22 protein-coding genes are annotated in these 26,300 nt (G+C 43.6%); 11 read left to right on the top strand and 11 right to left on the bottom strand.

Features of this window, described 5'->3' with window-relative positions; translation table 11 throughout:
* Positions 1–94: 94 nt before the first annotated feature.
* The 3 genes from CLV31_RS09845 to CLV31_RS09835 all read left to right on the top strand — a co-directional run bounded on the left by CLV31_RS09845 (position 95) and on the right by CLV31_RS09835 (position 1,123).
* Positions 95–361, top strand: coding sequence for an ORF6N domain-containing protein (locus CLV31_RS09845; protein ID WP_111392727.1), 267 nt, complete (start codon positions 95–97; stop codon positions 359–361).
* A 79-nt stretch (positions 362–440) separates the two neighbouring features.
* Positions 441–698 (top strand): DUF6364 family protein, encoded by a 258-nt coding sequence (locus tag CLV31_RS09840; protein WP_111392860.1) that lies wholly within the window; start codon positions 441–443, stop codon positions 696–698.
* On the top strand, positions 695–1,123 hold the full coding sequence (locus CLV31_RS09835) for a type II toxin-antitoxin system VapC family toxin (RefSeq protein WP_111392726.1): 429 nt from the start codon (positions 695–697) through the stop codon (positions 1,121–1,123). Before CLV31_RS09840 ends, CLV31_RS09835 begins: the two co-directional genes overlap by 4 nt.
* 45 nt (positions 1,124–1,168) lie before the next feature.
* On the opposite strand, the gene CLV31_RS09830 is transcribed toward CLV31_RS09835, so the two are convergent.
* On the bottom strand, positions 1,169–2,419 hold the full coding sequence (locus CLV31_RS09830; RefSeq protein ID WP_111392725.1) for a dipeptidase: 1,251 nt from the start codon (positions 2,417–2,419) through the stop codon (positions 1,169–1,171).
* 258 nt (positions 2,420–2,677) lie between these two features.
* On the opposite strand from CLV31_RS09830, the gene CLV31_RS09825 reads away from it, so the two are divergent.
* From CLV31_RS09825 to CLV31_RS09810, 4 genes are all read left to right on the top strand, one after another.
* Entirely contained in the window at positions 2,678–3,556 is an 879-nt protein-coding gene (locus CLV31_RS09825) for an SMP-30/gluconolactonase/LRE family protein (RefSeq protein ID WP_111392724.1), read from the top strand.
* Positions 3,557–3,746: 190 nt separating this feature from the next.
* Positions 3,747–4,745, top strand: a complete 999-nt coding sequence (locus CLV31_RS09820) for an acyl-ACP desaturase (RefSeq protein ID WP_111392723.1) — start codon at positions 3,747–3,749, stop codon at positions 4,743–4,745.
* A gap of 59 nt (positions 4,746–4,804) precedes the next feature.
* Positions 4,805–6,097 carry a Zn-dependent hydrolase gene (locus CLV31_RS09815; protein WP_111392722.1) on the top strand — a complete coding sequence of 431 codons (1,293 nt, stop codon included), beginning with the start codon at positions 4,805–4,807 and terminating at the stop codon, positions 6,095–6,097.
* 67 nt (positions 6,098–6,164) lie between these two features.
* Positions 6,165–7,019 carry a pirin family protein gene (locus tag CLV31_RS09810; protein WP_111392721.1) on the top strand — a complete coding sequence of 285 codons (855 nt, stop codon included), beginning with the start codon at positions 6,165–6,167 and terminating at the stop codon, positions 7,017–7,019.
* Here the strand turns inward: CLV31_RS09810 and CLV31_RS09805 are convergent.
* The 10 genes from CLV31_RS09805 to bshC form a co-directional block, all read right to left on the bottom strand.
* Complete coding sequence (locus CLV31_RS09805) at positions 7,016–7,789, bottom strand: Rossmann-like and DUF2520 domain-containing protein (protein WP_111392720.1); 774 nt, start codon at positions 7,787–7,789, stop codon at positions 7,016–7,018. The two genes, CLV31_RS09810 and CLV31_RS09805, sit on opposite strands and share 4 nt — an antisense overlap.
* 86 nt (positions 7,790–7,875) lie before the next feature.
* Positions 7,876–9,273, bottom strand: coding sequence for a dihydrolipoyl dehydrogenase (gene lpdA / locus CLV31_RS09800; protein ID WP_111392719.1), 1,398 nt, complete (start codon positions 9,271–9,273; stop codon positions 7,876–7,878).
* A gap of 130 nt (positions 9,274–9,403) precedes the next feature.
* Positions 9,404–10,921 (bottom strand): 2-oxoglutarate dehydrogenase complex dihydrolipoyllysine-residue succinyltransferase, encoded by a 1,518-nt coding sequence (gene odhB / locus CLV31_RS09795; protein ID WP_111392718.1) that lies wholly within the window; start codon positions 10,919–10,921, stop codon positions 9,404–9,406.
* A 101-nt stretch (positions 10,922–11,022) separates the two neighbouring features.
* Entirely contained in the window at positions 11,023–13,812 is a 2,790-nt protein-coding gene (locus CLV31_RS09790; protein ID WP_111392717.1) for a 2-oxoglutarate dehydrogenase E1 component, read from the bottom strand.
* A 153-nt stretch (positions 13,813–13,965) separates the two neighbouring features.
* Complete coding sequence (locus tag CLV31_RS09785; RefSeq protein WP_111392716.1) at positions 13,966–14,898, bottom strand: hypothetical protein; 933 nt, start codon at positions 14,896–14,898, stop codon at positions 13,966–13,968.
* A gap of 18 nt (positions 14,899–14,916) precedes the next feature.
* Positions 14,917–16,569, bottom strand: a complete 1,653-nt coding sequence (locus tag CLV31_RS09780; protein ID WP_111392859.1) for a SusD/RagB family nutrient-binding outer membrane lipoprotein — start codon at positions 16,567–16,569, stop codon at positions 14,917–14,919.
* A gap of 18 nt (positions 16,570–16,587) precedes the next feature.
* The gene (locus CLV31_RS09775; protein ID WP_111392715.1) at positions 16,588–19,824 is read right to left on the bottom strand and encodes a SusC/RagA family TonB-linked outer membrane protein; all 3,237 of its coding nucleotides are present in this window, start codon (positions 19,822–19,824) and stop codon (positions 16,588–16,590) included.
* A 445-nt stretch (positions 19,825–20,269) separates the two neighbouring features.
* Complete coding sequence (locus tag CLV31_RS09770; protein WP_181452602.1) at positions 20,270–20,767, bottom strand: hypothetical protein; 498 nt, start codon at positions 20,765–20,767, stop codon at positions 20,270–20,272.
* Positions 20,768–20,882: 115 nt separating this feature from the next.
* Positions 20,883–21,452 carry a 5-formyltetrahydrofolate cyclo-ligase gene (locus CLV31_RS09765; RefSeq protein WP_111392713.1) on the bottom strand — a complete coding sequence of 190 codons (570 nt, stop codon included), beginning with the start codon at positions 21,450–21,452 and terminating at the stop codon, positions 20,883–20,885.
* Positions 21,453–21,557: 105 nt separating this feature from the next.
* On the bottom strand, positions 21,558–23,120 hold the full coding sequence (bshC, locus tag CLV31_RS09760) for a bacillithiol biosynthesis cysteine-adding enzyme BshC (protein ID WP_111392712.1): 1,563 nt from the start codon (positions 23,118–23,120) through the stop codon (positions 21,558–21,560).
* A gap of 188 nt (positions 23,121–23,308) precedes the next feature.
* On the opposite strand from bshC, the gene CLV31_RS09755 reads away from it, so the two are divergent.
* The 4 genes from CLV31_RS09755 to CLV31_RS09740 all read left to right on the top strand — a co-directional run bounded on the left by CLV31_RS09755 (position 23,309) and on the right by CLV31_RS09740 (position 26,300).
* The gene (locus CLV31_RS09755) at positions 23,309–24,550 is read left to right on the top strand and encodes a M16 family metallopeptidase (protein WP_111392711.1); all 1,242 of its coding nucleotides are present in this window, start codon (positions 23,309–23,311) and stop codon (positions 24,548–24,550) included.
* The gene (ispF, locus tag CLV31_RS09750) at positions 24,547–25,029 is read left to right on the top strand and encodes a 2-C-methyl-D-erythritol 2,4-cyclodiphosphate synthase (RefSeq protein WP_111392710.1); all 483 of its coding nucleotides are present in this window, start codon (positions 24,547–24,549) and stop codon (positions 25,027–25,029) included. Before CLV31_RS09755 ends, ispF begins: the two co-directional genes overlap by 4 nt.
* The gene (gene mnmD, locus CLV31_RS09745) at positions 25,026–25,721 is read left to right on the top strand and encodes a tRNA (5-methylaminomethyl-2-thiouridine)(34)-methyltransferase MnmD (RefSeq protein ID WP_111392709.1); all 696 of its coding nucleotides are present in this window, start codon (positions 25,026–25,028) and stop codon (positions 25,719–25,721) included. Before ispF ends, mnmD begins: the two co-directional genes overlap by 4 nt.
* A gap of 108 nt (positions 25,722–25,829) precedes the next feature.
* Positions 25,830–26,300, top strand: a complete 471-nt coding sequence (locus CLV31_RS09740) for a Clp protease ClpB (RefSeq protein WP_111392708.1) — start codon at positions 25,830–25,832, stop codon at positions 26,298–26,300.

Below are 26,300 nucleotides of genomic sequence, written 5' to 3'. Positions count from 1 at the left end.
GCGGATAAAAACTGGCCAAAAATTCAGGCCCTGAATTTCAGAAAAAGGAACAAATCAAGTAGTTTAGACCGGCAACTTTTCAACTTTACCGCTTATGAATGAGCTTTTAACTGAGGAACGGGTTTTACAATTGATTCATAAAATCAGAAACCAAAAAGTGATGCTGGATAGTAAACTTGCAGAGATGTACGGTATCCCGACCAAGAGACTGAATGAACAAGTAAAACAAAATCTGGATCGTTTTCCGATAGATTTTATACTGCAGTTGAATCAGGAAAAAGGGGAAAACTTGAAGTCGCAATTTTCAACCGCAAGTTGGGTCAGAACTTTAAAAACAGAAGCGAATCCAAGGATAGACTGAATATAATTTCAGTTTTTTGGAACAGATCATTTCTCTTGCCGTACAATTTTTTAAATTCGATACGTCAAATATTTCTCAAATGGACACCAAACTCACGATTCGATTAAACGCTGAGGTTATTGAAAGGGCAAAGATCTATGCGTCAGAGCAAAAAATCAGTCTTTCAAAACTAGTTGAAAGCTATTTGGACAATATTTCAAAGCCCAAAACAGAAATATCAGAGGATATCCAAATAACTCCCTTTGTCAAAAGCCTTATGGGCGCAGCTGGCTCTTTACCAGATAATTACGACTACAAAAAAGAATACAGGGATTATCTTGAAAAGAAGTATCAATGAAGAATGTGTTTATTGATACCAATATCCTTATCGACTTTTTGACTAACAGAAAGCCATTCGATTTGAAGGCGGGTAAAATTTTTTCACTTTCCGAACAAAAAATCCTGAACTGCGGAGTTTCCTCTCTTTCCATTGCCAATACTCATTATCATCTACTCAAGCTATTAAAAACTGAAGCCGCCAATGAATTGCTTCGAAAATTCAAGATTCTTTTAGTGGTTCATCCTTTGAATGAAAAATTGATCGATTTGGCGTTGAACACTTCCGATTTCACCGATTTTGAAGATGCGCTTCAGTATTTCACAGCACTGGAATTTGGGTACGAAGCAATTTTAACACGAAATCAAAAAGACTTTAAAAATTCGACTATCCCAATCTTAACTCCTGACCAGTTTCTGGAAATCTATAAAAAGTCAGAGCCCTGACCAAAAGACATCAGGGCTCCGATTAAGAGGATTTTTTTGATTGGTTTACTTCTGACTAGCCGCATAATCCTCCACAGCCTTCCAGACTCGGAACACATTTTTGTAGCAGATCTTTTCAATATCCTCTCTAGAATATCCCCGCTTCAATAATTCCGCAATCAGATTAGGAAACATAGAAACGTCCTTCAGTCCAGTGGGAAGTGAATCCCCCACTCCATCAAAGTCCGAACCCAATCCTACATAATCAATCCCAACTAACTTGACCACATGATCAAAATGATCAGCCACGCGCTGAACAGTCGGGAATGGATTATTTTTTTCTGAATATTCTTTGATATACGCCTGCGCAGCAGAATCACTTCGGGAAAGATTGTTTTCAGCCAACCAATTCACGATGTGCTCACGCACTTTTGCCGAACCAGCCGCATACGCTGAATCAATAAAAGAACCACCGAAATTGATCATCATCACCCCTCCGTTTTTTGCCATGGCCTGAATCAGTTCATCACTCATATTTCGCTCAAAGCCCGGAGTGAATTTTCGGACAGAAGAATGCGAAGCGATCACTGGAACTTTGGTTATCGCCAAAGCATCGCGAAAGGTATTGTCAGAGACATGGCTCAAATCGACCATAATTCCCACTCGATTCATTTCAGCCACTACTTTTTCCCCAAACTCACTTAATCCCCCATAGGTACCCATGGTATCATAACTCGCATCTCCGATCAGGTTGTCCTTGCCATGAGTCAGCGTGATGTATCGGATTCCTCTTTTGTGGAAATATTCCACATTGGCCAAATCATCCTCGATACCGGCACCGTTTTCCATACCCATCGGCAATGAAATCAATCCTTTGTTGAAATTGGCTTCAATATCTGCCGGGCTGTATGCCATGGCAAACTTATCCGTAAACGTACTTGCCAAGCGCTCGGTCATCAAAATCAAGGAATCAGCCAACGCTTTGGACGCACCCGGAATCGCCTGATTGCCTGCTGGAATGTAGATGGACATAAAAGGCGCATCGAGGCCGCCTTCTTTGGAGCGGGGATAGTCGAAATTTCCGTCAGGAGTCCTTACAGAAACATCCAGAATTTCTCGCTGAAGTGTAAATCCACCCACTTTCATCCGATACGGCAGATCTACGTGACCATCTACCATGATGGTGGATTGGGCGATTTCCGTAGCGGCTTTAAGACGCTCTTCATCGGACATTTGAGTGTAATCTACGGTGGAGCCTGGATCAGCACAGGCTAAAAACAACCAAACAGGTACCGAGGCAAACAGAAGTTTTTTCATGAACTGGGCTAAATTTAATTTGGGTCAATTTAAGTTCTAATTCGGATTTGATCTGTAAAAATCCATCAATGGCAAATCGAATCTATAAGGCTATAAAAATCAACAGGCGAAATTTTTGATGGAAACCATCAATTAAAAAAAATGATAAGCCTGTTTTGGATAAACAATTCCTTGAAAAACAGATTTTATTTGGAAAGGAAAAATAACCAACTTTAAAGTCCGATTATAAAACAAACCATAACAACACCTTTATCAACTATGAAAAATCTACTCAAGTACTCCCTTCTTGGGATTTCAGCCACACTTCTTTTCTCAAACTGCGGACCTCAAAAGACCGAAGAGGTCGTAGAAGAAGTGGTAGAAGTAAAAACTCCGACCTTGACACTTCTTTGGGAAACAGCAGATTCGCTGATGACCAATGAATCTGTCCTTTTTGACGATGCTACAGGTACTATTTTTGTTTCAAATATCGAAGGCCAAGATCCACTTGGTAAAGACGGCAAAGGTTCAATTGGAATCATTTCCAAAGAAGGCAAAATCGTAAATCCAGCTTGGGTTTCTGGCTTGAATGCTCCTAAAGGAATGGCTATTTCCAATGGAAAATTGTATGTGACCGACATCGACGAATTCGTGGAAATCGACATTGCTACAGCCAAAGTTTCCAACAAATGGAAAGTAGAAGGTGCCCAATTCCTTAACGACGTTGCTGCTCACAACGGAACCGTTTATTTCACAGACATGACCACCGGAAAAGTACACGCCTACGCGGACGGGGCTATTTCCACCATTTCTGAAGGAAACGAATCAATCAACGGTATTGCAGTCGCCACTGATGGAACAATCTACGGACTTGATGCTTCAGGTTTGAAAAAATGGAACGCTGATGGAACAACTACTGTACTCAACACGAACGTAACAGGCGGTGACGGATTGGTAATTCTTGGTGACGGAAATTTTATAGCATCTAGATGGCAAGGAGAAATCTGGTTTGCCAATGACTCTACACAAACCTTAATGCTGGATACCAAAGCCGCAGAGTCCAATACAGCTGATATCGGATACAATGCTGCTGAAATGGTTGTCTATGTCCCTACTTTCTTCAAGAACAAAGTAGCTGCCTATAAACTCGATTATTGATTTTAAACCAGACACTTCAGTTTAGCCTCCTTCTGGAGGCTAAATTTTTTCTGTCAGAAATTGCCACTCGTGGAAACCCATATCCGAAATTGAGTTTTTCTATCACTTATCCGCGGATTTGTCCGTACCTTTCCCCTCAGTAACAATCAACTATCCAAAAGTTTTCCTTTTGGAATTATAAAGTACCCGAATGAAATCAGGAGAAATCAATTACGAATTAGAAAAAAACATGGAGGTCATCTCACAACTGGATGAACTCGTAGGTCACGCTGTGGACAATGTTTTAGTAGATCCGGACGAATGCTGGCAGCCGTCTGATTTTTTACCTGACCTTTCCAATCCTGAGGCGTTGGAAGACATCAAACTTTTGCAAAAAAGAGCAGAAGGAATTCCTGACACCGTGTTGACCTCGTTGGTCGGAAACATGATCACCGAAGAAGCTCTTCCTTCCTATCAAACTTATTTCAATCTGTTAGAAGGAATCAATGAGGAGCGAAGCCTTCTCTCTCCTTCGGGATGGGTAAGATGGTCCAAAGCTTGGACAGCAGAAGAAAACCGCCATGGAGACTTATTGAATAAGTACCTTTACCTTACCGGGCGAGTTGATATGCGAGCAGTTGAGCAGACCATCCATAGACTCATCTCCAATGGATTTGATCCTAAATCAGAATCAGATCCTTACCAGGCGATGATCTATACTTCTTTTCAGGAAAGAGCTACCAAGATTTCCCATGTAAATACCGGAAAACTAGCTGATAAAGCAGGCGACCATGTACTTTCCCGGATTTGTAAAACCATTGCAGGTGACGAAGCCCGACATGAAAAAGCGTATAAATCTTTCATGTCCCGCATCTTTGAGATCGATCCAAGCGGTGCAATCACTGCTTTCGAGAAAATGATGCGAAAGCAAATTGTCATGCCTGCCGTTTTGATGGGTGAAGGAGGAAACAGACCAAATCTGTATAAGGATTTTTCGGAAATCACTCAGAAAGTTGGGATTTATACCGGTTGGGATTATGCCCGGATTATCGAACACCTAGTGGAATTCTGGAAAATAGAAACACTAACGGGATTGGATGCCATGGCAGCAAAAGCTCAGGATTACCTTTCCAACCTTGCCGATCGATACATGAGACTGGCTGACCGAATGAAAGCACCAGATGAAGTTCGGCTCGCATGGCTTAAATAAATACACCAAGTCCTTCTCCAAAGAGGGACTTTTTTTGTGCATTCACCCAAAAAATCAAAATGAAAAACCTAATCCTAATATCGGCTTGCCTTCTTTTCTATCAATCCCTAATTTTTGCTCAAACGCCCCAAGTCAACGCAGATCGACTTCATGGGAACTTGATGACTTTAGCCACTTTTGGAAAAAATGCGCAAGGAGGATCAGATCGAGTTGCTTTTTCGACTCATGATGTGGAAGCCAGAAAGTTTGTCAAATCTCTGATGGAAAAGGCAGGATTAGAAGTTTCCATTGATTTTGCAGGAAATCTGATAGGCAGGAAAGCAGGCAAAAACCCAAATCTCAAACCCATTTCCTTTGGCTCTCATATCGATGAAGTGCCCAACGGAGGAGACTATGATGGGCCTGTTGGCTCTTTAGGTGCCATAGAAGTCGTCCAATCGCTTTCCGAAAACGGATACATCACCGATCATCCATTAGAGGTAATCATTTTCACCAATGAAGAAGGCGGAGTGGTAGGAAGCCGGGCGATAGTGGGAGCGCTGAGTCAAGAAGCCCTTCAGGTCGTCAGCAATGCCGGAGTGACACAAGCCGAAGGAATCAAATTACTCGGCGGAGACCCAGAGAGAATTTCCGAAATGAAGCGAAGTCCAGGTGATGTAGCTGCTTTTCTCGAGCTGCATATCGAGCAGGGAGGTAATTTGTACAATGAAAAGTTGGACATTGGAGTCGTGGAAGGGATTGTGGCTATCGAGTGGTGGGAGATATCTTTCAAAGGCAAAGCGAATCATGCAGGAACGACACCCATGGATTTGCGAAAAGATCCCATGCTACCCGCGGCCGAGTTGATCTTGGAAGTGAATCGAATCGTCAATTCGTATGAGGGTAGACAAGTTGGAACTGTAGGAAAAATCCAAGCTTTCCCCGGTGCGGGAAATGTGATCCCAGGTGAAGTGAAGCTCAATCTGGAAATCCGAGACCTTTCTTCCGAAAAAATCTGGACGATCTATAAAGAAATCGAAGGCAAAGCCAAGGTATTGGCCGAAAAAAGCGGTACTCAATTGGAAATCAAGCATATCGAAGTAGCCAGCAAACCCGCTTTGGCTGACCCAATGATCCGAGAAGTAATCAAAAATCAGGCAGATAAATTGGGATTGACTACCAAAAGTCTTCCAAGCGGAGCCGGACACGATGCGCAGGAAATGGCCCGAATTGCTCCGATGGGAATGATTTTTATCCCCAGTAAAAACGGAATCAGCCATGCGCCTGAGGAGTTTTCGACCAAACAAGACATTGCGAACGGGGCAAATGTTCTACTTCAGACCATCCTGGAATTGGATAAACGACTCAAGTAAAAAACCACTTTCCAGCAAACTTTTTTGATCAGATTTGTATTTAATGTATATACAAACAATTTGAGCTATGCGAACCATCAAACGAATCCATAAAGCCGAATATCGTCCCATCGCCGATTTGGTGACCTACAGTCCGATGCCTACCCGATCTCTTCAACAGATCGATCCTTTCATTTTCCTCAATCATCATGGCTTCCAAACCTATCCCGAGCGAAACCAAGGTTTGCCTTTCGGCCCTCACCCCCATCGGGGAATGGAGACCGTGACTTTTATTCTGGAAGGAGATATCATGCATAAAGACTCTTCAGGACATGAGTCGGTCATTGGGCCTGGTGGAGTACAATACATGACTGCAGGTCGTGGCTTGATTCATGCCGAAGTTTCCAGCACTGAATTCAAGCGAAATGGCGGTGACTTGGAGATATTGCAGCTTTGGCTTAATCTGCCTGCTGCAAAAAAAATGATCACTCCAAACTATGTTGGATTGCAAAAAGAGGAAATTCCGGCATTTGACTTAGATGGAGGGAAAATAAAAGTCCAGCAATTATTCGGAGAATGGAATGGAGTCCAGGGTGCTTTTGAAGGAACTTTTCCCTTGACCATGAGCACGATTTATCAGGAAAAAGGAGGAAAATTTGAAAAGGTAATCCCTAGTGAGGAGAATATCTTTTTCTATATCGTCCGAGGAGAACTTAAGGTTAATGGTGAAGAAATTCAGTTTAGAAACCTGGTAGAATTCACCAATTCTGGAGAAAAAATCGCAGTGGAAGCACTCGAAGATGCAATTTTAATTTTGGGTCACGCCAAGCCTTTCAATGAACCCATGGTAGCTCAAGGACCATTTGTGATGAATACGCAACAACAGATCTACGAAGCCTATCAAGATTATCAAGCCGGGAAATTTGGCTCTTGGGATCATTAACTGTCAATAATATCCTGGGAGACCAGCCGGTAGATTTCAGCGACTTGCTCGTTGTAGTTCAAAAATCGGTGATGATCTTCCAGTGTTTCGTAATCCTCTCGAATTGCAGGCCCAGTTTGGGCCTTTTTTGCGCCCAATTGAAGACTTTTGGAAATGGTCTCGATGATGAGTGGCTTCAGCATTTCAAAATCCAAGCCTTGGCGTCGCATGATTTCTTCCGCAATCCGGATCATGTGATTGGTGAAATTACTGGCGAAAACTGCAGCAATATGAACAGCTTTTCGGTCTTTGGATCGTACGGTATAGACCAAAGGAGATAAGCTTTTAGCCAATTTTTTCAGTTTTTGCAGCGTCTCTTCATCCTCTGCTTCGAGCAAAAAAGGAACCTCATCCAATTCGATTTTCTTTCCCTTGGTAAACGATTGTAAGGGATAAAAAATCCCTGTGTAACTCGCCGAACTGTACCCCAAAATATCCAAGGACATGGTTCCGGAGGTATGAACCAAAATGCTGTTTTCGGGCAAAATCACCGAATCTGCCACTTCAGGAATCGCCGAATCTTTCACTGCCAAAATGAAAATCTGAGCCTTGCTTTCCGAAAAATCCAAGTCATCCTTTGGCTCGGCACTGTAAACCCGTTCGGTAATTTCCTGTGCTTTTTCTAGATCCCTGGCATAAATCTCCGTGATCTCATGTCCGGCATCTTCCAATGCCGGAGCCAAATGCCAAGCGACATTTCCCGCACCCAAAATGGCTATTTTGAACTTCATGAGGGAAGTAAGCTATTTTTTAAAGAAAATGAAAAAGCCACTCTCTGAGAAAGAGAATGGCCTTATGAAATTAAGAGCATTTCCGCTTATACGTGTAGTGCACGATTATCTGTAGCAGCAAGACAAGCTTCTTTGAATGCCTCAGTATAGGTCGGATGCGCATGAGACATTCTGGAAATATCTTCGGCAGAAGCTCGATACTCCATCGCAACGACCGCTTCGGCGATCATATCAGCGGTCCGCGGACCGATCATATGGACACCCAAGATTTCATCGGTCTCGGCATCAGCCAAAACTTTCACCAATCCATCGGTATCCATGGAAGCTCGAGCTCGACCCGAAGCCAAGAATGGAAATTTGCCCACTTTATATTTTCTTCCTTGTTCTTTCAATTGCTCCTCGGTATATCCTACTGCAGCCACTTCCGGCCAAGTGTAAACTACACCAGGAATAAGCAGGTAATTGATATGCGGCTTTTGACCAGCGATAGTTTCAGCTACGTACACACCTTCTTCCTCTGCTTTGTGGGCCAGCATGGCACCTTTCACCACATCACCGATTGCATAGATATGTGGTACGGAGGTTTGAAGGTGATCATTGACTTCGACTTGTCCACGATCGGTTAGCTTCACACCAGCGGCTTCAGCATTGAGTCCATCGGTATAGGGCTTTCGTCCAATAGAGACCAAGACGTAATCGCCTTTGATCTCGATGGTTTCACCTTTTCCATTATCGGCTTTGACTACCACTTCTTTGCCGGTATTTTCTACCGCAGTTACTTTGTGCTTCAGGTAAAAGTCAAAACCAAGCTTTTTCAAGGACTTCTGAAGCTCCTTGCCCATGGTTTTGTCCATAGTTGGGATAATGGAATCCATAAATTCCACGACAGAAACTTTAGCTCCCAATCGGCCATACACCGATCCGAGTTCCATCCCGATCACACCACCACCGATCACGATGAGATGCTTTGGAATTTCCTTCATCTTGAGCGCTTCCGTGGAAGTGATCACCCGATCTTTGTCCAACTTGATAAATGGAAGTGAGGCCGGTTTGGAACCTGTTGCGATAATGATGTTTTTGCCCTGAATATCCGATGAGGAGCCGTCCTCTTTGGTCACCTTGACGGTATGGGCATCCACGAAAGAACCTAATCCATGGTGCACATCGATCTTGTTCTTTTTCATCAAAAACTGGATCCCGTCCACATTTTGCTTGACCACATCGTCCTTTCGGGAGATCATTTGAGCCAAATCGACCTTTAAATCCTTCAGGTTGATTCCGTGGGTTTTGAAAGTATGGGCAGCATTATGGTAATGCTCGGATGAATCCAAAAGTGCCTTGGAAGGAATACAGCCCACATTGAGACAGGTACCACCCAAGGTGGAATATTTTTCTACGATAGCGGTTTTCATCCCAAGTTGAGCAGCGCGGATGGCAGCCACATATCCACCAGGACCAGAACCGATTACTATGACATCATACATTTTGAATAGAATTTAGTAGCAAGTATCAAGTATCAAGACTTTCACTCACCAATGATTGATAATCTAGTACCAAGAGTGAGTAAATTGGAGTCCTCACTCTTGATACTTATGTCTAGCGACTAGATACTTCTCAGACTCCAAACAAAAGCCTGGTAGGGTCTTCCAACAATTGCTTTACACGTACTAAGAAGCTTACAGATTCCCGACCGTCAATGATTCGGTGATCGTATGAAAGTGCCACATACATCATCGGAAGGATTTTCACTTCACCGTTTACAGCCATTGGACGCTCCACAATATTATGCATACCTAAAATAGCAGACTGTGGAGCATTGATGATCGGTGTGGACATCATGGATCCGAATACACCACCATTGGTGATGGTAAAGGTACCTCCGGTCATTTCTTCGATAGAAAGTTTGTTATCTCTGGCTTTTCCGGCCAATCTGACCACTTCTTTTTCGATCTGGTCAAAAGACATAGCTTCCGCATTCCGGATCACAGGAACTACCAAACCTTTTGGAGCAGATACGGCTATAGAAATATCACAGAAGTCATTGTAAACAATCTCGTTGCCATCGATCATGGCATTTACTGCTGGCCACTCCTGAAGTGCCACACAAACTGCCTTGGTAAAGAAGGACATAAAGCCTAATCCTACCCCGTGTTTTTCTTTAAACTGATCTTTGAATTTAGCTCTCAGATCCATGATTGGCTTCATGTTGACCTCGTTGAACGTAGTCAACATCGCCGTTTCATTTTTCACTGCTACCAATCTTCGGGAAACAGTCTTTCTCAAGGAAGACATTTTCTCTCTTCGTACATTTCTGGATCCGGGAGCGGCTGCAGGGGATGCTGATTCTTGTACTTTAGGTGCAGGCTTTTCAGCCGCAGGTGCTGGAGCAGATTTCTTAGCAGAAAGCGCATCTTCTTTAGTAATTCGGCCATCTTTTCCAGAACCACTCACTGACTCGGGAGAAATTCCCTTTTCCGCCAATATCTTTGAAGCAGCAGGTGACGCATGGCCTGCAGCATAAGAGCTAGAGGCAGAAGAAGAGGAACTTGCTGTTGGCTCGGCAGGGGCTGACTCAGTCTTAGCCGGAGCTTCTTCAGTCACCTCGATCTTGCAGATCAAGCCGCCGATTTCGAGGACATCGCCTTCTTTGGCTACGTGTCGCAAAATACCGGTAGCCTCAGCAGGAAGCTCGAAAGTAGCTTTGTCAGAATCGACTTCTGCAATAATCTCATCCAAAGTCACGAAGTCGCCATCTTTTTTGATCCAATTGGCCAGGGTCACTTCAGTGATTGACTCACCTACTGTAGGAACGATCATTTCCTTAACCTCTCCGCTTGCCGATGCTTTTGCAGCAGGAGCGGGAGGCTTTGATTCCGTGGCTGGCTTACTAGCAGCATCAGCCTCTTCGATCACACAGATCAAACCACCGATTTCGACGGTATCTCCTTCTTGCGCTTTGATTCTCAAGATCCCGGCAGCCTCAGCGGGGAATTCAAAAGTTGCTTTGTCAGATTCCAATTCGCACAACACTTCATCGAGTTGCACTTGGTCGCCGTCTTTTTTAAACCACTGACCTACTGTCACTTCGGATATCGATTCGCCTACAGTAGGCACTCTCATTTCTTTGCTCATGGTTTTATATGTTGTCTTTTCAGGTTGAGGAAAAGAAGATTTTACAATTGATTGAAAATTAAAAACAACCCCGGAATTCTAATCCGGGGTGTAATTTAAGATTAAAGCTTTAAAGCCCGAGAAACAATAGATTTCTGTTCTTCCACGTGAACTTTGTTATATCCGGTCGCTGGAGAAGCACTGGTTTTACGTGCGATTACGTCCATAGGTAGGTCCTTGTAAAGCAATCGAAGCAGGTAATTCCAATAACCCATGTTTTCAGGCTCTTCTTGTACCCATACCACCTCGGCACCTTTGTACTGCTTCAAGATTTCAAGAATCTGATTTTTCGGTAGCGGATGGAGCTGCTCAAGTCGGATGATTGCGACATTTTTAACCTTTTCTTTTTCTCTGGCTTCATCCAGATCATAGAACACCTTACCAGAACAAAGAATCACTCGCTTGACATCTTTTGCCGCAACAGTAGTATCAGGTAATACCTCTCTAAATCGACCTGAAGTAAACTCAGCAAGCGGAGAAACTACCTTGGGATGTCTCAACAGTGACTTTGGAGACATGACGATACATGGCTTTCTGAACTCCCAAGTTAACTGTCTTCTCAGCAAATGGAAGAAATTGGAGGGCTCAGTAATATTCGCGACCACCATGTTGTATTCTGCCGAAAGCTGCAAGAAACGCTCCGGACGGGCATTGGAGTGCTCCGGTCCTTGGCCTTCATAACCGTGAGGAAGTAACATCACCAATCCGTTCATTTTCTGCCACTTGGATTCGCCTGAAGAAATAAACTGGTCAATCATGGTCTGAGCACCGTTGGCAAAATCACCGAACTGGCCTTCCCAAATCGTCAGGGAGTTTGGATTTGCCATGGCATAACCATACTCAAAACCAAGGACCGCATATTCAGATAACAGGGAGTTATAAATATGAAACTGCCCCTTTCTTTCCTTCATTTCTTTCAATGAATTGAAAGGTTGATTGGTGTTGGCATCATGGATGACCGCATGTCGGTGAGAGAAGGTACCTCTTTGTACGTCCTGACCAGTGATACGAACTGTTTTTCCTTCCAAAAGGAGAGAACCGTATGCCAGCAGTTCAGCAGATGCCCAGTTTAGTTCTTTGGTTTCAAAAAACATTTCCTTTCGCTGCTTCATCTGCGCTTCGATCTGCTTGATTGGCTTGAATCCTTTAGGGATAAAAGTCAAGGCCTCCGCAACTTTCTCGATTTTATCTTCAGAAATGAACGTTTCGGGTGACTGTTCAAAATCCTCCGGTGTCGATCTGCGAAGACTTCCCCACTCCCGCTCAAACTTGGTAGCCTGATAAGGCAGCGGCTTCTCCTTCACCATATTCAAGCGATCCTGGAGCAACTGACGGAATTCTTCGTCCATTTGAGCTGCTATTTTTGCATCAAAGTCACCGCGCTCTGTCAAACGCTTCACATAGATCTCTCTAGGATTCGGATGCTTGGAGATGATGTTGTAAAGCTCAGGCTGGGTGAATTTAGGTTCGTCAGACTCGTTGTGTCCGTGTCTTCTGTAGCAAACCATATCCACAAAGATGTCTTTGCTGAACTTCTGACGGAACTCAGCTGCCAACTTCGCTGCAAAAACTACCGCCTCTGCATTGTCCCCGTTGACATGGATCACGGGCGCATCAATGATTTTGGCAACGTCAGTACAATAAATTGAGGTACGGGCGTCATCGAAGTCTGTCGTAAAGCCCACTTGGTTGTTAATAACAAAGTGGATGGTACCTCCGGTATTGTATCCTTTCAGACCAGCCATTTGAGTCACCTCATACACGATCCCCTGACCGGCCACAGCTGCATCTCCATGAATCAGGATTGGTAGTGCTTTCTTGGCATCACCCTTATGTTCGTGGTCGATTTTTGCTCTTACAAATCCTTCCACCACCGGATTTACTGCTTCCAAATGTGAGGGATTAGGAGCGAGTTTGAGGTGAACTTTATTTCCTTCGGGAGTAACGATATCAGAAGAATAGCCCATGTGATACTTCACATCGCCGTCACCCATGGTCAGGTCAGGCTTGGCAGTCCCCTCAAATTCGGAGAAAATCTGTTCATAGGTCTTGCCCATGATGTTGGCAAGTACATTGAGGCGGCCACGGTGCGCCATACCGATCATCACTTCTTCCACGCCATGAACGGCCGAAGTATTAATCACTGCATCTAAAAATGGAATGGTACTTTCACCTCCTTCGAGTGAGAATCGCTTTTGACCAAGATACTTGGTATGTAAAAAGTTTTCAAAAACTACCGCCTGATTAAGCTTAAATAAAATTCTTTTTTTCTCGTCAGTTGACGGGTTGAAGGCTAGCGCCTCTTTTTCCACCTTGGTTTTGAACCAATCCAACATCTCGGGATCACGGATGTAAAGGTATTCGAAACCCATCGGACCTTCATAGATGGTCTTGAGTGCTGAAATGATTTCCGAAAGTTTGGCATTGCCAATTCCAATTTCATGTCCGGCTTGAAAGACCGTATTCATGTCCGCATCTCCCAATCCGAAATCCTGCGGATCGATCAGGGCTTTCCGGTCTCTTCGCTCACGAACAGGGTTAGTTTTGGATCTCAAGTGAGCTCGGGAGCGGTGGGCATGAATCAAAGCGCGAACTTTGATTTCCTTCGGAAGCTGCTCCATATCCATAATGGTACCTGGAGTAGCCAATGAACCATTCGGTGATGGCTTACCGGTCGGAATTTGAGGTGCCGAACCATTTTCTTCCTGACCATAATTTGCCAAAGCAAAGTCGAAACCTTCGAAAAATTCTTTCCAGCTTGGGTCTATTGATGCAGGATCGTTTTTGTAGGAAGCATACAACTCATCAATGTAAGACACGTGAGCGTTTGCGATGTAGGAGAATTTATCCATGGTTAGTTTTTGAGAACAACACAAATCTAAGCCCTATTGTTTGGATTTAAAAATTGCTTATTTGCTTTTCCAAATATGTATTTATTGGCAACCAGTTAAAAAAAAAAGCGACGTCTATGGACGTCGCTTTTTAGGAAAATTATAGGAGATGAATTATCTCAATGATGGCCAAGGTTTGCCAGTATTTGATTTTACTGCCACGGTTCCAAATTCACCGTAAGTGTTTCTCCACTCAAAGGTAAGTACTTGAGGCGTAACACTTTTCACTACCATAGAATAACTATCCCCATACTTATCTGTACCAGTCATGGTCAATCTACCGCAGGCATCATTTATTCTGACATTTCCATTACCCCATGTATCGGGATAACATTGCTGCCAAGAACCAAATGTACCATCTGACACAGTGTAGGAACCAGGGGTGGCAGCAACTGCAGTCCACGTGGTAGAACCTGCGAAGGTCTTGCCACAGAAGGTCTCAATATGATCAAATTGGTAGGTGCCTGCCAAATCCGATGGACAGATCACTGAAACCGGATATTGGAAAGGTGAATCATAGAAAGGCGCACCGGCTACGTTTGTAGTCACGTTGTCGGAGCTGAATCTTCTTCCAAACTTATCATTGAGCACCAATCTGAATTCAAACACATCCCCACCCTCAATTTGTGCAGAAGTCAACCCAACAGCTGCAATTGCCTCAGCTGCAGTAACCTCAAATGAAGCCCTAAGGAATCTGGAGGTTTGGTTTGGCTGAAAATCAGAAGCCTGAAGGGTTTTCACTACTACATCATTCTGAGGAGTGTATCTCAAACCTACACCGGGAATCAATCTTCGGTGACGTACACGGATTTCAACTGTCTGAACAGTTTTACCGTCTTCGATGTCCACTGCCTCAAGGGTAAGGGCAAACTTTGATGCCCCAAGGTTGAAGAAGTTGAACGAAGTACTTGTTCTGGCGATCGTTCTCAAATAAGCACCTGTATCAAAATCTTTGTAAGGCACATTTGGCTCTACAAAATCTCTACAAGAGCTTAGAAAGATGAGTGCACTAGCCAACAAGCCGAAACTATATCTTAGCATTTTCATTTTTTCTAAATTAATTGGTTAATAAATCCAAGGTGAAGCAGGATTTTTATCCCAGAACACTTGTACCGCAAGATTTTGTTTCTGAACCGCATTTGTATTGGTCACCATGTAGTTAACAGGATACAGGAATGATCTTACAAACGGACCTGGAGTAGCCTCAAGTGCAGGCTGCATTCTGGCTGGCTTACCTGTTCTTCTGTAGAGGTTGAAAGCTTCCATACCATTACCATACAATGACAACCAATATTCTCTACCAATCACATTCATTCTTCCATCATTGTTTGCTTGGGCATCATATTGGTTTCCGACAAATGCGAGGTAGTTGGTCACACGGGCAGTAAAGGTAGCCGCCGGTTCGAAAGCAGTGATCACAGCACCTTCAGCACCTGCTACCGCAAATGCTCTCACATAGTTCATATGCTTTTGAATACCTGAAAGCAACAACGCTTTAGCATCGCCGGTTGTACCCAATGTCAAAGCTGCTTCAGCCAACATAAAGTCTACATAGGCAGCCAACATGATTGGGTGAATTCCAGCCCCTCTCATACCCAGGTTGATATTACTTACCGGAGCTCCTGAGTCGTTGTCGAATCTACCCCCAGAAGGGAAAGGACCATAAGCAGTTCTTTTCAAACCATCTGGTGGAATACCGTCGGGATCGAGGTGATCTCTACCCCAGAATCCTCGGTTTCCTGCCGGATTACAGTACGGATAATTTCCTACCAAATAATGCGGAGGAGCAATTTGAGAAATACACTCTTGCTCATCTACATTGGTCGTATTGGTCAACACTTGACGATAGAGGTAATATCTGGTCCTTGGATCATCAAAACCCTTTTCCACGGTCAGGTGATGCATGAAATCCGTAGACTGATAGTCACCGCCACCGTTGGTGTATTGTCCTGCAAATTTAGGATGTCTGGAATCCGGATCCGCGTTGGTAGTACCGAATCGGAATACGAAATCATCTCCGGTACCTAAAAGCGCATTTCCAGAAATCAAGGCATTGATGCCGGTTCTTGACGCGGCCGCATCTACGAGCTTGGTATTGAGGTAATACTTCAACTTGAGCGTATTGACCAATCTTCCCCAACGTCCATAGTTACCTGCGTAGAAGTAATCATTAGGAGCACCGGCTGTGGTAGCGGTAAAGTGCGTAGAAGCTTCGTTCAACAGTGTCAAGGCTGCAGCGTATATGGCCTGACCATTATCAACCTTAGGGTTGAAATTAGCCGCATCCAATGCTTCTGAGAAGGGAACATCACCGTAGGTGTCTACCAAATCCATCAACACCATTGCTTTGATCGTCTTGGCAATCCCTAGGTGTCTTTGAAAGTTGGCGGTTTCTGCCAATGGAATAAGGAAATTGATGTCCGCCAACACGTTTGCGTAAGCGTTTGACCAAGTTCCATTTGTTGCATTGGGAGTATAGGCTGCCTCGTACAATGCAGAACCCTGATTTATCATTCGGGTCAATCTTGCTCCACGATCTGCGATTCCAAACCACAGATCTTTGTAATCCAATTGGATTCTGTTCAGAAGAAAATCAGGAGATGCAGTTTCTGCGTTTACTGCATTTGGGTTTTCCAACAGTTCATCCAATTTATCCGCACAAGACGAGGCCAGAACTAATCCTGCAGCCATCGTCAAGCCATATATAAATCTTTTCATTTTCATTTCTGTTTGGGGTTAGAAAGTAAGAGTCAACGTTCCACCCAATCTCTTAGAGCTAGGTCCAGTTACGAAATCAAATCCGAGACCATTACCCACACCTGTTCCCAACACGTCCACATCGAAGTTCATGTTTGGAGGGAAGTTAAGGGCCAAGAACCACAAGTTGGTACCGCTCAACGCCAAAGAAGCTCTTTTGAATGGAGTCTTAGACATCAGTGTGTTTGGCAAAGCATATGAAAGAGAAACTTCTCTCAACCGTACCATTGATCCATCAAACACGTTAGGTTCATCTGTTGCTCCCTGGTATCCAGAGAAGAAGTAATCAGACGCAGTGATTTGATAGTCATTTGGAATATAACGAGGAGAACCATCTGCGTTGGTACCATCCTGTCTCACACCCGGCATGATGAAGGTCATCTCTCGATCAGCTACTGGATCTTTGGTTACACCCCGTGCAAGGGTTGCAGTTACCGTGTTGGAATAGATCACTCCTTTATGGCGATACTCCATCATGGCACTAAGTGTAAAGCCTTTGAAAGAGAAGCTGTTGATCCAAGAACCTGTCCAAGCCGGATTAGGATCCCCCAAGATCACCAATTCATTGGTTGGCTTATGAACACCATTGGACAAGATAATAGGCTGTCCATCCGGAGCACGGTCAAAACCGGTTCCTTTGATGATGTTAAAAGGCTGTCCCGGAATGGCAAAGTTGGCCACATCATTAGTGAAACCTGCTACAATCACTTCCTCAAGGCCACCACCTAATTCCATTACAATGGATCGGTAGAGACCCCAGTTTACGGTAGAATTCCACTCAAATCCGGAAGCGGTAGAAACCGGAGTCACAGTAGCCTGGAATTCTGCACCACGGGTTCTGATTTTACCAATGTTGATTGCTGTAGAAGTAAATCCGGTTGCAGGGTCAATGGGAGCCTGAGTGATCAAGTCTCTTGTGTTTTTCTCATACAAAGAGAGATCAAATCTCAACTTGTTGTTGAACATGACACCTTCTACACCAAATTCCAATTCTCCGTGAAGCTCTGGCTTCAAGTTTGGATTACCCAAAATGTTTGATACCGAGTGTGTCGTGGTCACCGTACCATCGCGATCAAATGCTCTGGCATTTTGTACCAAAACATTTCGTGTATTGTATGGATTTGGATATCCCGCTGAAGTACCGTAACCCAATCTCAACTTCAAATCATTCAATGTGGAAGATCTCCAATCAAAAGCAGTTGTTGGGATAAAGGATACCGAACCCCCTGGGTAAAGAATACTTCTGTTGGGCTGTTCAACTGTAGAAGTCCAGTCATTTCTGGCTGACAGGTTTAAGAAAAGGAAATCTGAATAATCCAAGGTAACGTTGGTGTAGATACCGTATCTTCTTTCCTGCTGGATGTAGTTGAGTGTCCCACCCGAATAAGCATCCGAACTCGCTGAAGTTCTAAAGTTGGAGTGTCTGAACAATCCAAAAGCCAATTGACCTTGAGACGCGATACCAGACTGTTCGTAATCGTCAAAACGGGAGTTCGCACCCAATAAGGCGCTCATTCCGAATTTTTCAGAGAAGTCCTTCTTCCAATTCAAGATCAAGTCCTGATTCCAGATGGTGTTGTTGATGTTAATGGTTCTATAGTAACCATTTCTTGTCGCCAAGTTAGCTGTAGCACCACCCCTGTTATACATGATTTCTTGAGTCTCTGAATAAGTATCCAAACCCAACCGATACGTCATGGAGAAGTTATCGTTGAAGTCATAGTTCAAAGAAGTCGAGTTGAAGAAACGGTTTACATCAGATGTATTTTTATAATATCTCACCAACCAGTTTGGATTGGTAATATCATTACCACCTCTGAAATAAACTGAGCTTCTGTCTACAGGATTCTCAAACGGAAGATTCTCCAAATCCACAGAACGGGGAGTGAACAACACGTGACCAAAAACCGAAGGAATCGCACTACCTGACCCAAAAGAAGCGTTGGCAGGAGGAGATTGCAGATTGGTAATCGCAAAAGTGAAGGAGGAATTGACAGAAAGTTTATCTGTAATTGCCGAATTCAACCCAAGACCAAAATTGTATTTCTGAAGGTTGTTTCCTGGCACAAAGCCTTCCTCATCGGTGTAACCAAAGCTGGCAGTGTATCCGGTTTTATCAGACCCTCCTGCTACTTGGAGAGAGGTGTTTTTGATCAAACCTGTTCTGAAGAAGATTTCAGAAGGATCCTTATACGCTTTGTATTCATACTGCACAGGAGTTCCACCCACTACACCATTTACCCAAAATTGAGGGAAGGCATTACGGATAGCTGCAACAGAGGATGTCGCATAGGGATGGTTGATCGTCAATCCGGTATCCATTCTAGGACCGAAGTTGGAGAAGAAGAATCCAGGAGCTTGCTGGAAGCCATTACCATAGATCTGCCCATACGTAGGCAATGAAGCTGCCTTATTGGTAAATACAGACTGATTCAAGGTTACTTCAGCAGCCTTTCTTTTGGATGCACCGGACTTGGTTGTAATCAAGATTACCCCATTTCTACCTTGGTCACCATAAAGCACCGTAGCAGAAAGACCTTTCAGTACCGACATACTTTCGATGTTGTTTGGATCAATATCCAAGAATCGGGAAGAAGTAGTCGCACCACCTTGGGTAAATCCGTTCTGGGCATTGGTGTTGGTGTTGAAAGGAACACCGTCTACCACGAACAGGGGCTGGTTGGAACCGGTAGCGGAGGAATAACCTCTGATCACCATGTTGGTACCTGAACCAGACATACCATTGGTTGAAGTAATGTTCACCCCTGGCACTTTGCCCTGAAGTACGCGGGCCACGTCTGCTTCTGGACGGTTTTCCAGTTGCGAGTTGTCCACTGAGGTTACTGCATAACCCAGTGCTTTTTTCTCCCTTTCGATACCAATCGCCGTTACTACCACTTCGGATAGTTGCGACGCGTCGGTCGTCAGGGTGACATTGACTACGGACCGGTTACCGATCACCTCTTCTTTGGCCTTCAGGCCAACAAAAGAGAAAATCAGCACATCGGATCCCGCTGGTACGCTGATGGAGAAATTACCATCCAAATCGGTGGTAGTACCCACTGTCGTACCCTTCACGAGAACCGTTGCACCTGGCAACCCTAGACCGTCTTCCTCGGAAATTACCTTGCCGGTAATTACCCGTTGTTGCGCCGACACCTCATAACTGAGGGCCATGGTGAAAAGCGCAACAACAAAGAGTAAAGCTTTTCTCATAAGGTGTTTAGTTTAGTTGATCCGTAAATAAAATTTATTTGCCAGTAATTTCAAAAGCGGTAAAAAATTCGTTTCAACGGCTCGAAAAGCTTATTATTTGGCGCAAAGTCCGATTATTAACAAATATTAACCCAAAGACCATCCTTTTGACCTCAATACAGAACAAAATTTGGAAAAAAGACTAAAATCATTAATTTCAAAAAATCATTTCTTCTGAAAAAAATATTGAAAACTGTGTCAAAAGGGATTTTCTAACGCTTTTTTAACATAAAATAGAAGGTTTTGGGCATTTTTCATTATAAAATTCTTCACAAAGTGAATTTTAAAAAATCTAAAATCTAAATTTTCAAAAAATCGAAATTATTGGGTCATTTTTTACATTAAAAAGGATAATTTTTTGTCATTAAAACAAAAACCGGTTAATTTTTTAACCGGTTTTTCAAAATCAGAAGGAATATCTTAAGGTAAAGGATGCCTCGTCCCACCATAGTTTTGTAAAATCAACAAAATTATATGCGGGTTTCCAATCAAAACTTAAATAGATGTTTGTATTGTAAAAATTATATTCCAATCCTGCGATAAAATCTATCCCATAAGCTTTATAATCATCCGTTCCTTTATACACCCATGGTGGTTCGGCTTTGGGCTCTTTCCATATTCCATAGTGCGCACCTCCTCCCAGGTACCATTCCATTCCTCTAAATTCCCGGATGTCCATATGATGCTCATAAAGCAATACGGCGTTCCAACCTTTCCAACGGTTGAACGCCATCAGCTCAACTGCAGAATGGTCCGTGACAAATCGCTTGACAGATCCTCCCAAAGAAGTACCCGCACGAACTCCAACCATGGTATTGTAATCCCTCATTTGGAATTGAGCTCGAGCTTCTGACCAAAAGAAAAAACCAATTATGGCCCCAACAAATAACAATCTGTGCTTCATGATACCAATACTTTGCAAACCTGTCTTGAAGGCGGTTACCGCATCCATACTCACCTCTTGAAGTTAGACTTCTTGATTTTTTAAGAAATCAATCCGATTCGAAGGTCCAGACAGATCAAAAAGTAAACACTTTTTCTGGAGTAACGCAAAAATTCAAGGGGATATCATGCATCTCCCTCTTCACTTCCGGCTCTGGCTCAAAAAAACTCAATCCGATTTTTATCACATCAGCATTGAGTTTGGATAAAAAATGATCATAGTATCCTTTGCCAAATCCCACGCGATTCCCCTGACTATCATAAGCCAAAAGGGGAACCAAAACTACTTGGATTTTAGAAGGAGCCACGAGAATGGATTCTTGTGGTACAGGAATCCCCCATTCGTCCAGAAAAAAGGCCGCATCCTTGGGAAGCTTTAATGTATCCATATCCAAGGAATCTTTGCTTACCTGAGAGGTATAGATCACTTTGTCTTTTTGCTCCAAAAGCTCCATGATGTAGAAGGTATTTACCTCATTGAACCGGTCGATTGGGAAAAATAGGTGAAAGTGAGTGAGAGGTTCCCTTTCCGAAAGCCAACTCTCAAACTGTCGACGAATAGCGATTGATTTTTCTTTTACCTGATCTGGGGTGAGTTTTTTTCTCAACTGCCTGTAAGCTGAGCGGAGTTCCTGTTTGGTTTTCATCAACCTTTAATTTGTTTTCAATGGTCTGGTATCCTTCCTAATTTGCTTCTTGTACTTCTCAGACTCTTCATATTCTTCCCTACTGCTTCTTCGATTTGCCTGATTTCAAACAAATTCAAGCACCATCATTTGATATTCGAACGGGTCAAAAATTCCCACCAACTCCTCTACCAACTCCGGACGGGACAAGTAAAACTGCATCATATTGACTACCCTCTCCTGAGGACTTCCTCCGGGAGCCGCATACTCCATCACAGACTGAGCTCTATTCAGCTCGACCTGAAGTCTTCGCTCTTCCGCCTTTCTCAATTTTGCCCCCATTTGATCCAATACTTTGAGGCTTCTGACCTTGCCGGCTTCAAAAGCACTGACCAAACTCGTATCTAAAGAGGATGCTTCACTTGCTTTTCTATCGAATAAATCTTGGATCACCTTTCGCTCCTCTTCCAAATCGAAATCAAATTTCGACACTCCCTGAACAAACTCCTTTTTCCACTCTTTGAAATCCCTGAACAAATCATTGGGAGACCATCCTAGCTGTCCGATTTTTTTCAACACCGGTCTATCCAAAAGCAACGCGAAGTTTCTGGGCATCAACACCGGAAAGGGAGTTTCAAACTGGTCAAACACCCCCTTAAGCTGAAGCCAATAGACTACTTCTGCCGGACCACCTAAATAAGCGAGATTGGGAAGAATCATTTCTTGAAAAAGCGGACGAAGGACCACATTGGGGCTGAATCGCTCCGGGTGATTCTCTACTAAATTCTTCATTTTTTCCTCTGAAAAATTAAGACCGGAATTCACTACCTGAAAACCGTGGGCTGCACGCTCGATTCGCTCTCTGATTCCTTTGTCCAAGTAAAACAGATTGATTTCGCGTGGGAAGATCTGACTTTTATAACCAAGTTGTTCCAAAGCTTGGGTGGCTTCCTGAGCTTTTTGATAAGGAGAATGCTCAAATAAATCGGCCAGTATCACCTCCTTAAACAGGCTTTTCAAAGAGGCATCATTTCCATCCACTACCACCAACCCATAAGAACCAAAAAGGTGATTCACATATTTTCTCACCGCTTCTGCTAAGGTTTTACTGGAAGAGTAAGCCTCTTTGAAAAATAACGGGGTAAAACTTACCGACTTTAGAAATTCTTTAAACGAGGCATCCAACTCAAAATCCCCTACTGCCCCTTTTTGGTTACTTTGCCACTGATACTTTTTCCCATCCAGTTTGAAGTAATTGATTTCGTCAAAGTCGTGGTCTTCCGTTGCCATCCAATAGACAGGAACAAACCTGTATTCTGGATAAAACTCCTGAAGCTTTTTGGCCAGGTTGATGGTGGAGATGATTTTATATATAAAGTAGAGTGGCCCGGTAAACAAGTTGAGCTGATGACCGGTGGTCACCGTGAATGTTTTACCATCCTTTAGCGCTTCAATATTCAGCGTCACTTCTTCTTCAAGTACCATTCCGTCGTATTGCTGCTGCAAGGCACGGTGTAAAATCTGCCTTTTCTCTGTAGAAAACCCTTTGGCATCGATCGCTTCCTGAAAGCTCTCCACTTTTGGCGAGTGGGAGTAAAATGGCTTCAACTCCTCTTTACCTTGTATATAGTTTAAAAAAAAGGGGGAAAACTGGCCTGTTTTGCTCAGATCTACGCAGTGTTTTTTCATCGGGATGGGTGAGAAGTCTGTTTGGGAACTCTAACTTAGCGATCTGAACCAAAGTTCGGTTTTTTTTGTAAAAATCAGGACTTCTTACATCAATGGCAGGCAAACCGATTCCAAAAGAAAAATCACCGGTTGGAATCATAGCCCCTAAACAAATTCCTGCCCTTTGAACTTCCTTAGAAAACAAAACTATGCTCGACTATCACCGGTTTTTTCTTGACAACGGCATGGAAGTAATCGTCCATGAAGACCACAGCTCAAAGATTGCTGTGTTCAACCTGTTGTATAAGGTAGGTTCACGATTTGAAGAAAAAGGCAAAACAGGACTGGCACACTTCTTCGAGCACTTGATGTTTGGAAGTTCGGCCAATGTGCCGGTTTTTGATCGGGAACTCGAACGTGTCGGGGGTTCATGCAATGCCTTTACCAGTCCAGACATTACCAATTATTACATGACTCTGCCCGCTTCTAATATTGAAACGGCTTTTTGGCTGGAATCCGACCGGATGCTGCAGCTCACCTTAAGTGAGAAAACCATCGAAACACAGCGCAAAGTGGTCATGGAAGAATTTAAGCAGCGCTACCTCAATCAGCCCTATGGAGAGGTGTGGCATCAGCTGAGGGAAATGGCATTTGAAATTCACCCTTACCAGTGGCCAACCATTGGAAAAGATCTTGGCGACATCGAAGGGTACACCCGCGAGGATGTGTGGGATTTTTACAAAAAGCACTATCACCCCGGGAATGCCATTTTGGTCGTGGCGGGGGATGTTACCCGTTTGCAAATCGAGTCATTGGCAAAAAAATGGTTTGGACCTATTCCAAGCCAAAAGGAAATAGATAGGGTAATACCTCAGGAACTACCCCAACAAGGCAGAAGGCTTAAGGAAGTTCAGGCTAAAGTACCAACTGATGCCTTGTATAAAACCTATAAAATGCCGGCTAAAGGTGAACCGGGATACTTGGAGGCGGATTTGATCAGTGATTTACTTGGATTTGGAAAGTCCTCCATTCTGGAACAGCGATTAGTGAAAAACGGAAAAATCTTCGCTTCGGTCGGAGCCTATATCACCGGCTCAGTGGATCCTGGCTTGCTGGTCTTTTCCGGAAAAATGGAGCAAGGGATCTCTGCCAAGGAAGCTGAAAAAGCCTTGGATGACGTGATTGATGATTTCTTAAAAATGGATATTTCCGAACAGACCCTTCAAAAAATCAAAAATCAGGGAGAGGCTATGAAAACCTACGAATCCGTTCAGCTTCTCAACCGCGCCATGAATCTGGCCTATTTTGCCCATTTGGGTGATCCTGCCTTATATTGGCATGAGTTTGACCAAAAATCACAACTCAATCCAGATCAGATCAAATCCTGGGCAAATCAACTCTTACGAGAAGATCAATCTTCAGTACTTTATTACCAATCCCACCACGCATGACCCCATTTAGAATAGGTTTTGGATACGATGTGCATCAGCTGAAAGAAGGCTATGATTTCTGGCTGGGAGGCATCAAAGTAGAGCATACGAAAGGCGCTGTGGGCCACTCGGATGCAGACGTGCTCATCCATGTGATCTGCGATGCATTACTTGGCGCCGCCAATATGCGGAATATCGGATACCACTTTTCCGACAAAGACCCCAAATACAAAGGAATTGACAGTAAAATCCTCCTGCAAGAAGTGATGAAAATGATCCGGGAGGCAGGCTATGAAATCGGCAACCTTGATTCGACCATTTGCCTTCAACTGCCCAAACTCAATCCCCAAATCCCTGCCATGAAATCCTGCTTGGCCGAGGTAATGAATGTAGCTGAAGAGGCTATTTCCATCAAAGCCACTACTTCGGAATGGTTGGGATTCGTGGGAAGAGAAGAAGGTATATCTGCTTATTGCACTGCATTGATCTATAAAGTATGAGTAACCATCCAGTAAGAATCATTACCACCGAAGACGGTTCCCATTCGCTCTATCATGAAGGGCTTCAGGAGACTTACCACAGCTTTCATGGCGCCTATCGGGAATCAATCCATGTATTTATGCTTTATGGGCTGGATTCTTGGCTGGCCAGAAATCCAAGAAAATACCCGATCCGAGTATTTGAAGTTGGCTTTGGTACAGGACTCAATGCTTGGTTGACCTTAGTATGGGCCGAGCAGAATCAGATCCCTGTACTCTATCATACCATTGAGCCTTTCCCATTGGAAAAGGAAATATACTCCCAGCTCAACTATATCGAGCACGACCATGGCATTTGGCATTTCCACAAATACTTCGAGGCTTTGCATCAGTTCCCTTGGAATGAAGGAGGTCCGGTTTCGGAATATTTCAATATGAAAAAAGACAAAACCACCTTGGAAGAAGCACAGCTTTACCCATCGGATGTGGTATTTTTTGATGCTTTTGCTCCAAGCAAACAACCGGAACTCTGGAAAAAAGAAGTCTTGGAAAAAGTGACAGATTCGATGAAACCCGGAGCAGTTTTCACTACCTATTGTGCCATGGGCCAACTGAAGCGAGATCTCAAAGAACTTGGACTCGAAGTAGAAACTCTCCCCGGACCTCCGGGAAAAAAGGAAATGACGCGCGCCTGGACTACAAGTGATCAGTAAACTGTGGTCAGTAAAAAGGATGGAAGTATCCTCAATGGAAACTGAAAACTGACCACTTCGTACTGGTTTGGCTTGTGTTTTGCAAAAGCCAGCATAAATCAAACAGATATGCTGACTTTTATTTTCGCACTTTGGCTGAGTGTGTTCCAAGTAGACAGTACCGAGAGTGCCAAATTACAACGACTGATTCAGGAGCGAGACCAACTACACTCTCAATGGAAAGCCTCTGAAAGTAAAAAAACGGGGATTTTTGGGAATCGCACTAAAAAAGACATGATCGAAACCAACGATTGGCTGGAAAGAATCCTTCTCAAAGACAATCAAATCATGGATGAGCTGAGGATGCAGGGATCTATTGAAAAGGTTACTATTTCTCAGGAAAAAGAAGATTACAAATCCATCACCATGAAGCTGGAGCGGGATGTACAAATTCTTAAGCGTGCCCTTTCCGAAAAAGAGGCAGAAGTAGAAAAGAAAATCAGTGATCGAAGAACTTTTGAATGGACGACTCTGATATTTTTTCTAAGTACCGCCTTTCTAGCTTGGAGGGTCTATAGATCAAAAAGAGCCTCTTTTTAA

Origin of the sequence: Algoriphagus aquaeductus (assembly GCF_003253485.1) — a bacterium.
GTDB classification, from domain to species: Bacteria; Bacteroidota; Bacteroidia; order Cytophagales; family Cyclobacteriaceae; genus Algoriphagus; species Algoriphagus aquaeductus.
Note: the sequence above shows the minus strand (reverse complement) of the source record. Positions and strands in the feature narration are given on the sequence as shown.

Coding starts and splice junctions, on each gene's coding strand:
- CLV31_RS09755 (WP_111392711.1), top strand. CDS start 23,309: ATGCTCGACTATCACCGGTTTTTTCTTGACAACGGCATGGAAGTAATC.
- CLV31_RS09825 (WP_111392724.1), top strand. CDS start 2,678: ATGAAAAATCTACTCAAGTACTCCCTTCTTGGGATTTCAGCCACACTT.
- CLV31_RS09740 (WP_111392708.1), top strand. CDS start 25,830: ATGCTGACTTTTATTTTCGCACTTTGGCTGAGTGTGTTCCAAGTAGAC.
- CLV31_RS09845 (WP_111392727.1), top strand. CDS start 95: ATGAATGAGCTTTTAACTGAGGAACGGGTTTTACAATTGATTCATAAA.
- lpdA (WP_111392719.1), bottom strand. CDS start 9,273: ATGTATGATGTCATAGTAATCGGTTCTGGTCCTGGTGGATATGTGGCT.
- mnmD (WP_111392709.1), top strand. CDS start 25,026: ATGAGTAACCATCCAGTAAGAATCATTACCACCGAAGACGGTTCCCAT.
- CLV31_RS09770 (WP_181452602.1), bottom strand. CDS start 20,767: ATGAAGCACAGATTGTTATTTGTTGGGGCCATAATTGGTTTTTTCTTT.
- CLV31_RS09775 (WP_111392715.1), bottom strand. CDS start 19,824: ATGAGAAAAGCTTTACTCTTTGTTGTTGCGCTTTTCACCATGGCCCTC.
- CLV31_RS09805 (WP_111392720.1), bottom strand. CDS start 7,789: ATGAAGTTCAAAATAGCCATTTTGGGTGCGGGAAATGTCGCTTGGCAT.
- CLV31_RS09830 (WP_111392725.1), bottom strand. CDS start 2,419: ATGAAAAAACTTCTGTTTGCCTCGGTACCTGTTTGGTTGTTTTTAGCC.
- ispF (WP_111392710.1), top strand. CDS start 24,547: ATGACCCCATTTAGAATAGGTTTTGGATACGATGTGCATCAGCTGAAA.
- CLV31_RS09820 (WP_111392723.1), top strand. CDS start 3,747: ATGAAATCAGGAGAAATCAATTACGAATTAGAAAAAAACATGGAGGTC.
- CLV31_RS09815 (WP_111392722.1), top strand. CDS start 4,805: ATGAAAAACCTAATCCTAATATCGGCTTGCCTTCTTTTCTATCAATCC.
- bshC (WP_111392712.1), bottom strand. CDS start 23,120: ATGAAAAAACACTGCGTAGATCTGAGCAAAACAGGCCAGTTTTCCCCC.
- CLV31_RS09790 (WP_111392717.1), bottom strand. CDS start 13,812: ATGGATAAATTCTCCTACATCGCAAACGCTCACGTGTCTTACATTGAT.
- CLV31_RS09765 (WP_111392713.1), bottom strand. CDS start 21,452: ATGAAAACCAAACAGGAACTCCGCTCAGCTTACAGGCAGTTGAGAAAA.
- CLV31_RS09785 (WP_111392716.1), bottom strand. CDS start 14,898: ATGAAAATGCTAAGATATAGTTTCGGCTTGTTGGCTAGTGCACTCATC.
- CLV31_RS09840 (WP_111392860.1), top strand. CDS start 441: ATGGACACCAAACTCACGATTCGATTAAACGCTGAGGTTATTGAAAGG.
- CLV31_RS09780 (WP_111392859.1), bottom strand. CDS start 16,569: ATGAAAAGATTTATATATGGCTTGACGATGGCTGCAGGATTAGTTCTG.
- CLV31_RS09835 (WP_111392726.1), top strand. CDS start 695: ATGAAGAATGTGTTTATTGATACCAATATCCTTATCGACTTTTTGACT.
- CLV31_RS09810 (WP_111392721.1), top strand. CDS start 6,165: ATGCGAACCATCAAACGAATCCATAAAGCCGAATATCGTCCCATCGCC.
- odhB (WP_111392718.1), bottom strand. CDS start 10,921: ATGAGCAAAGAAATGAGAGTGCCTACTGTAGGCGAATCGATATCCGAA.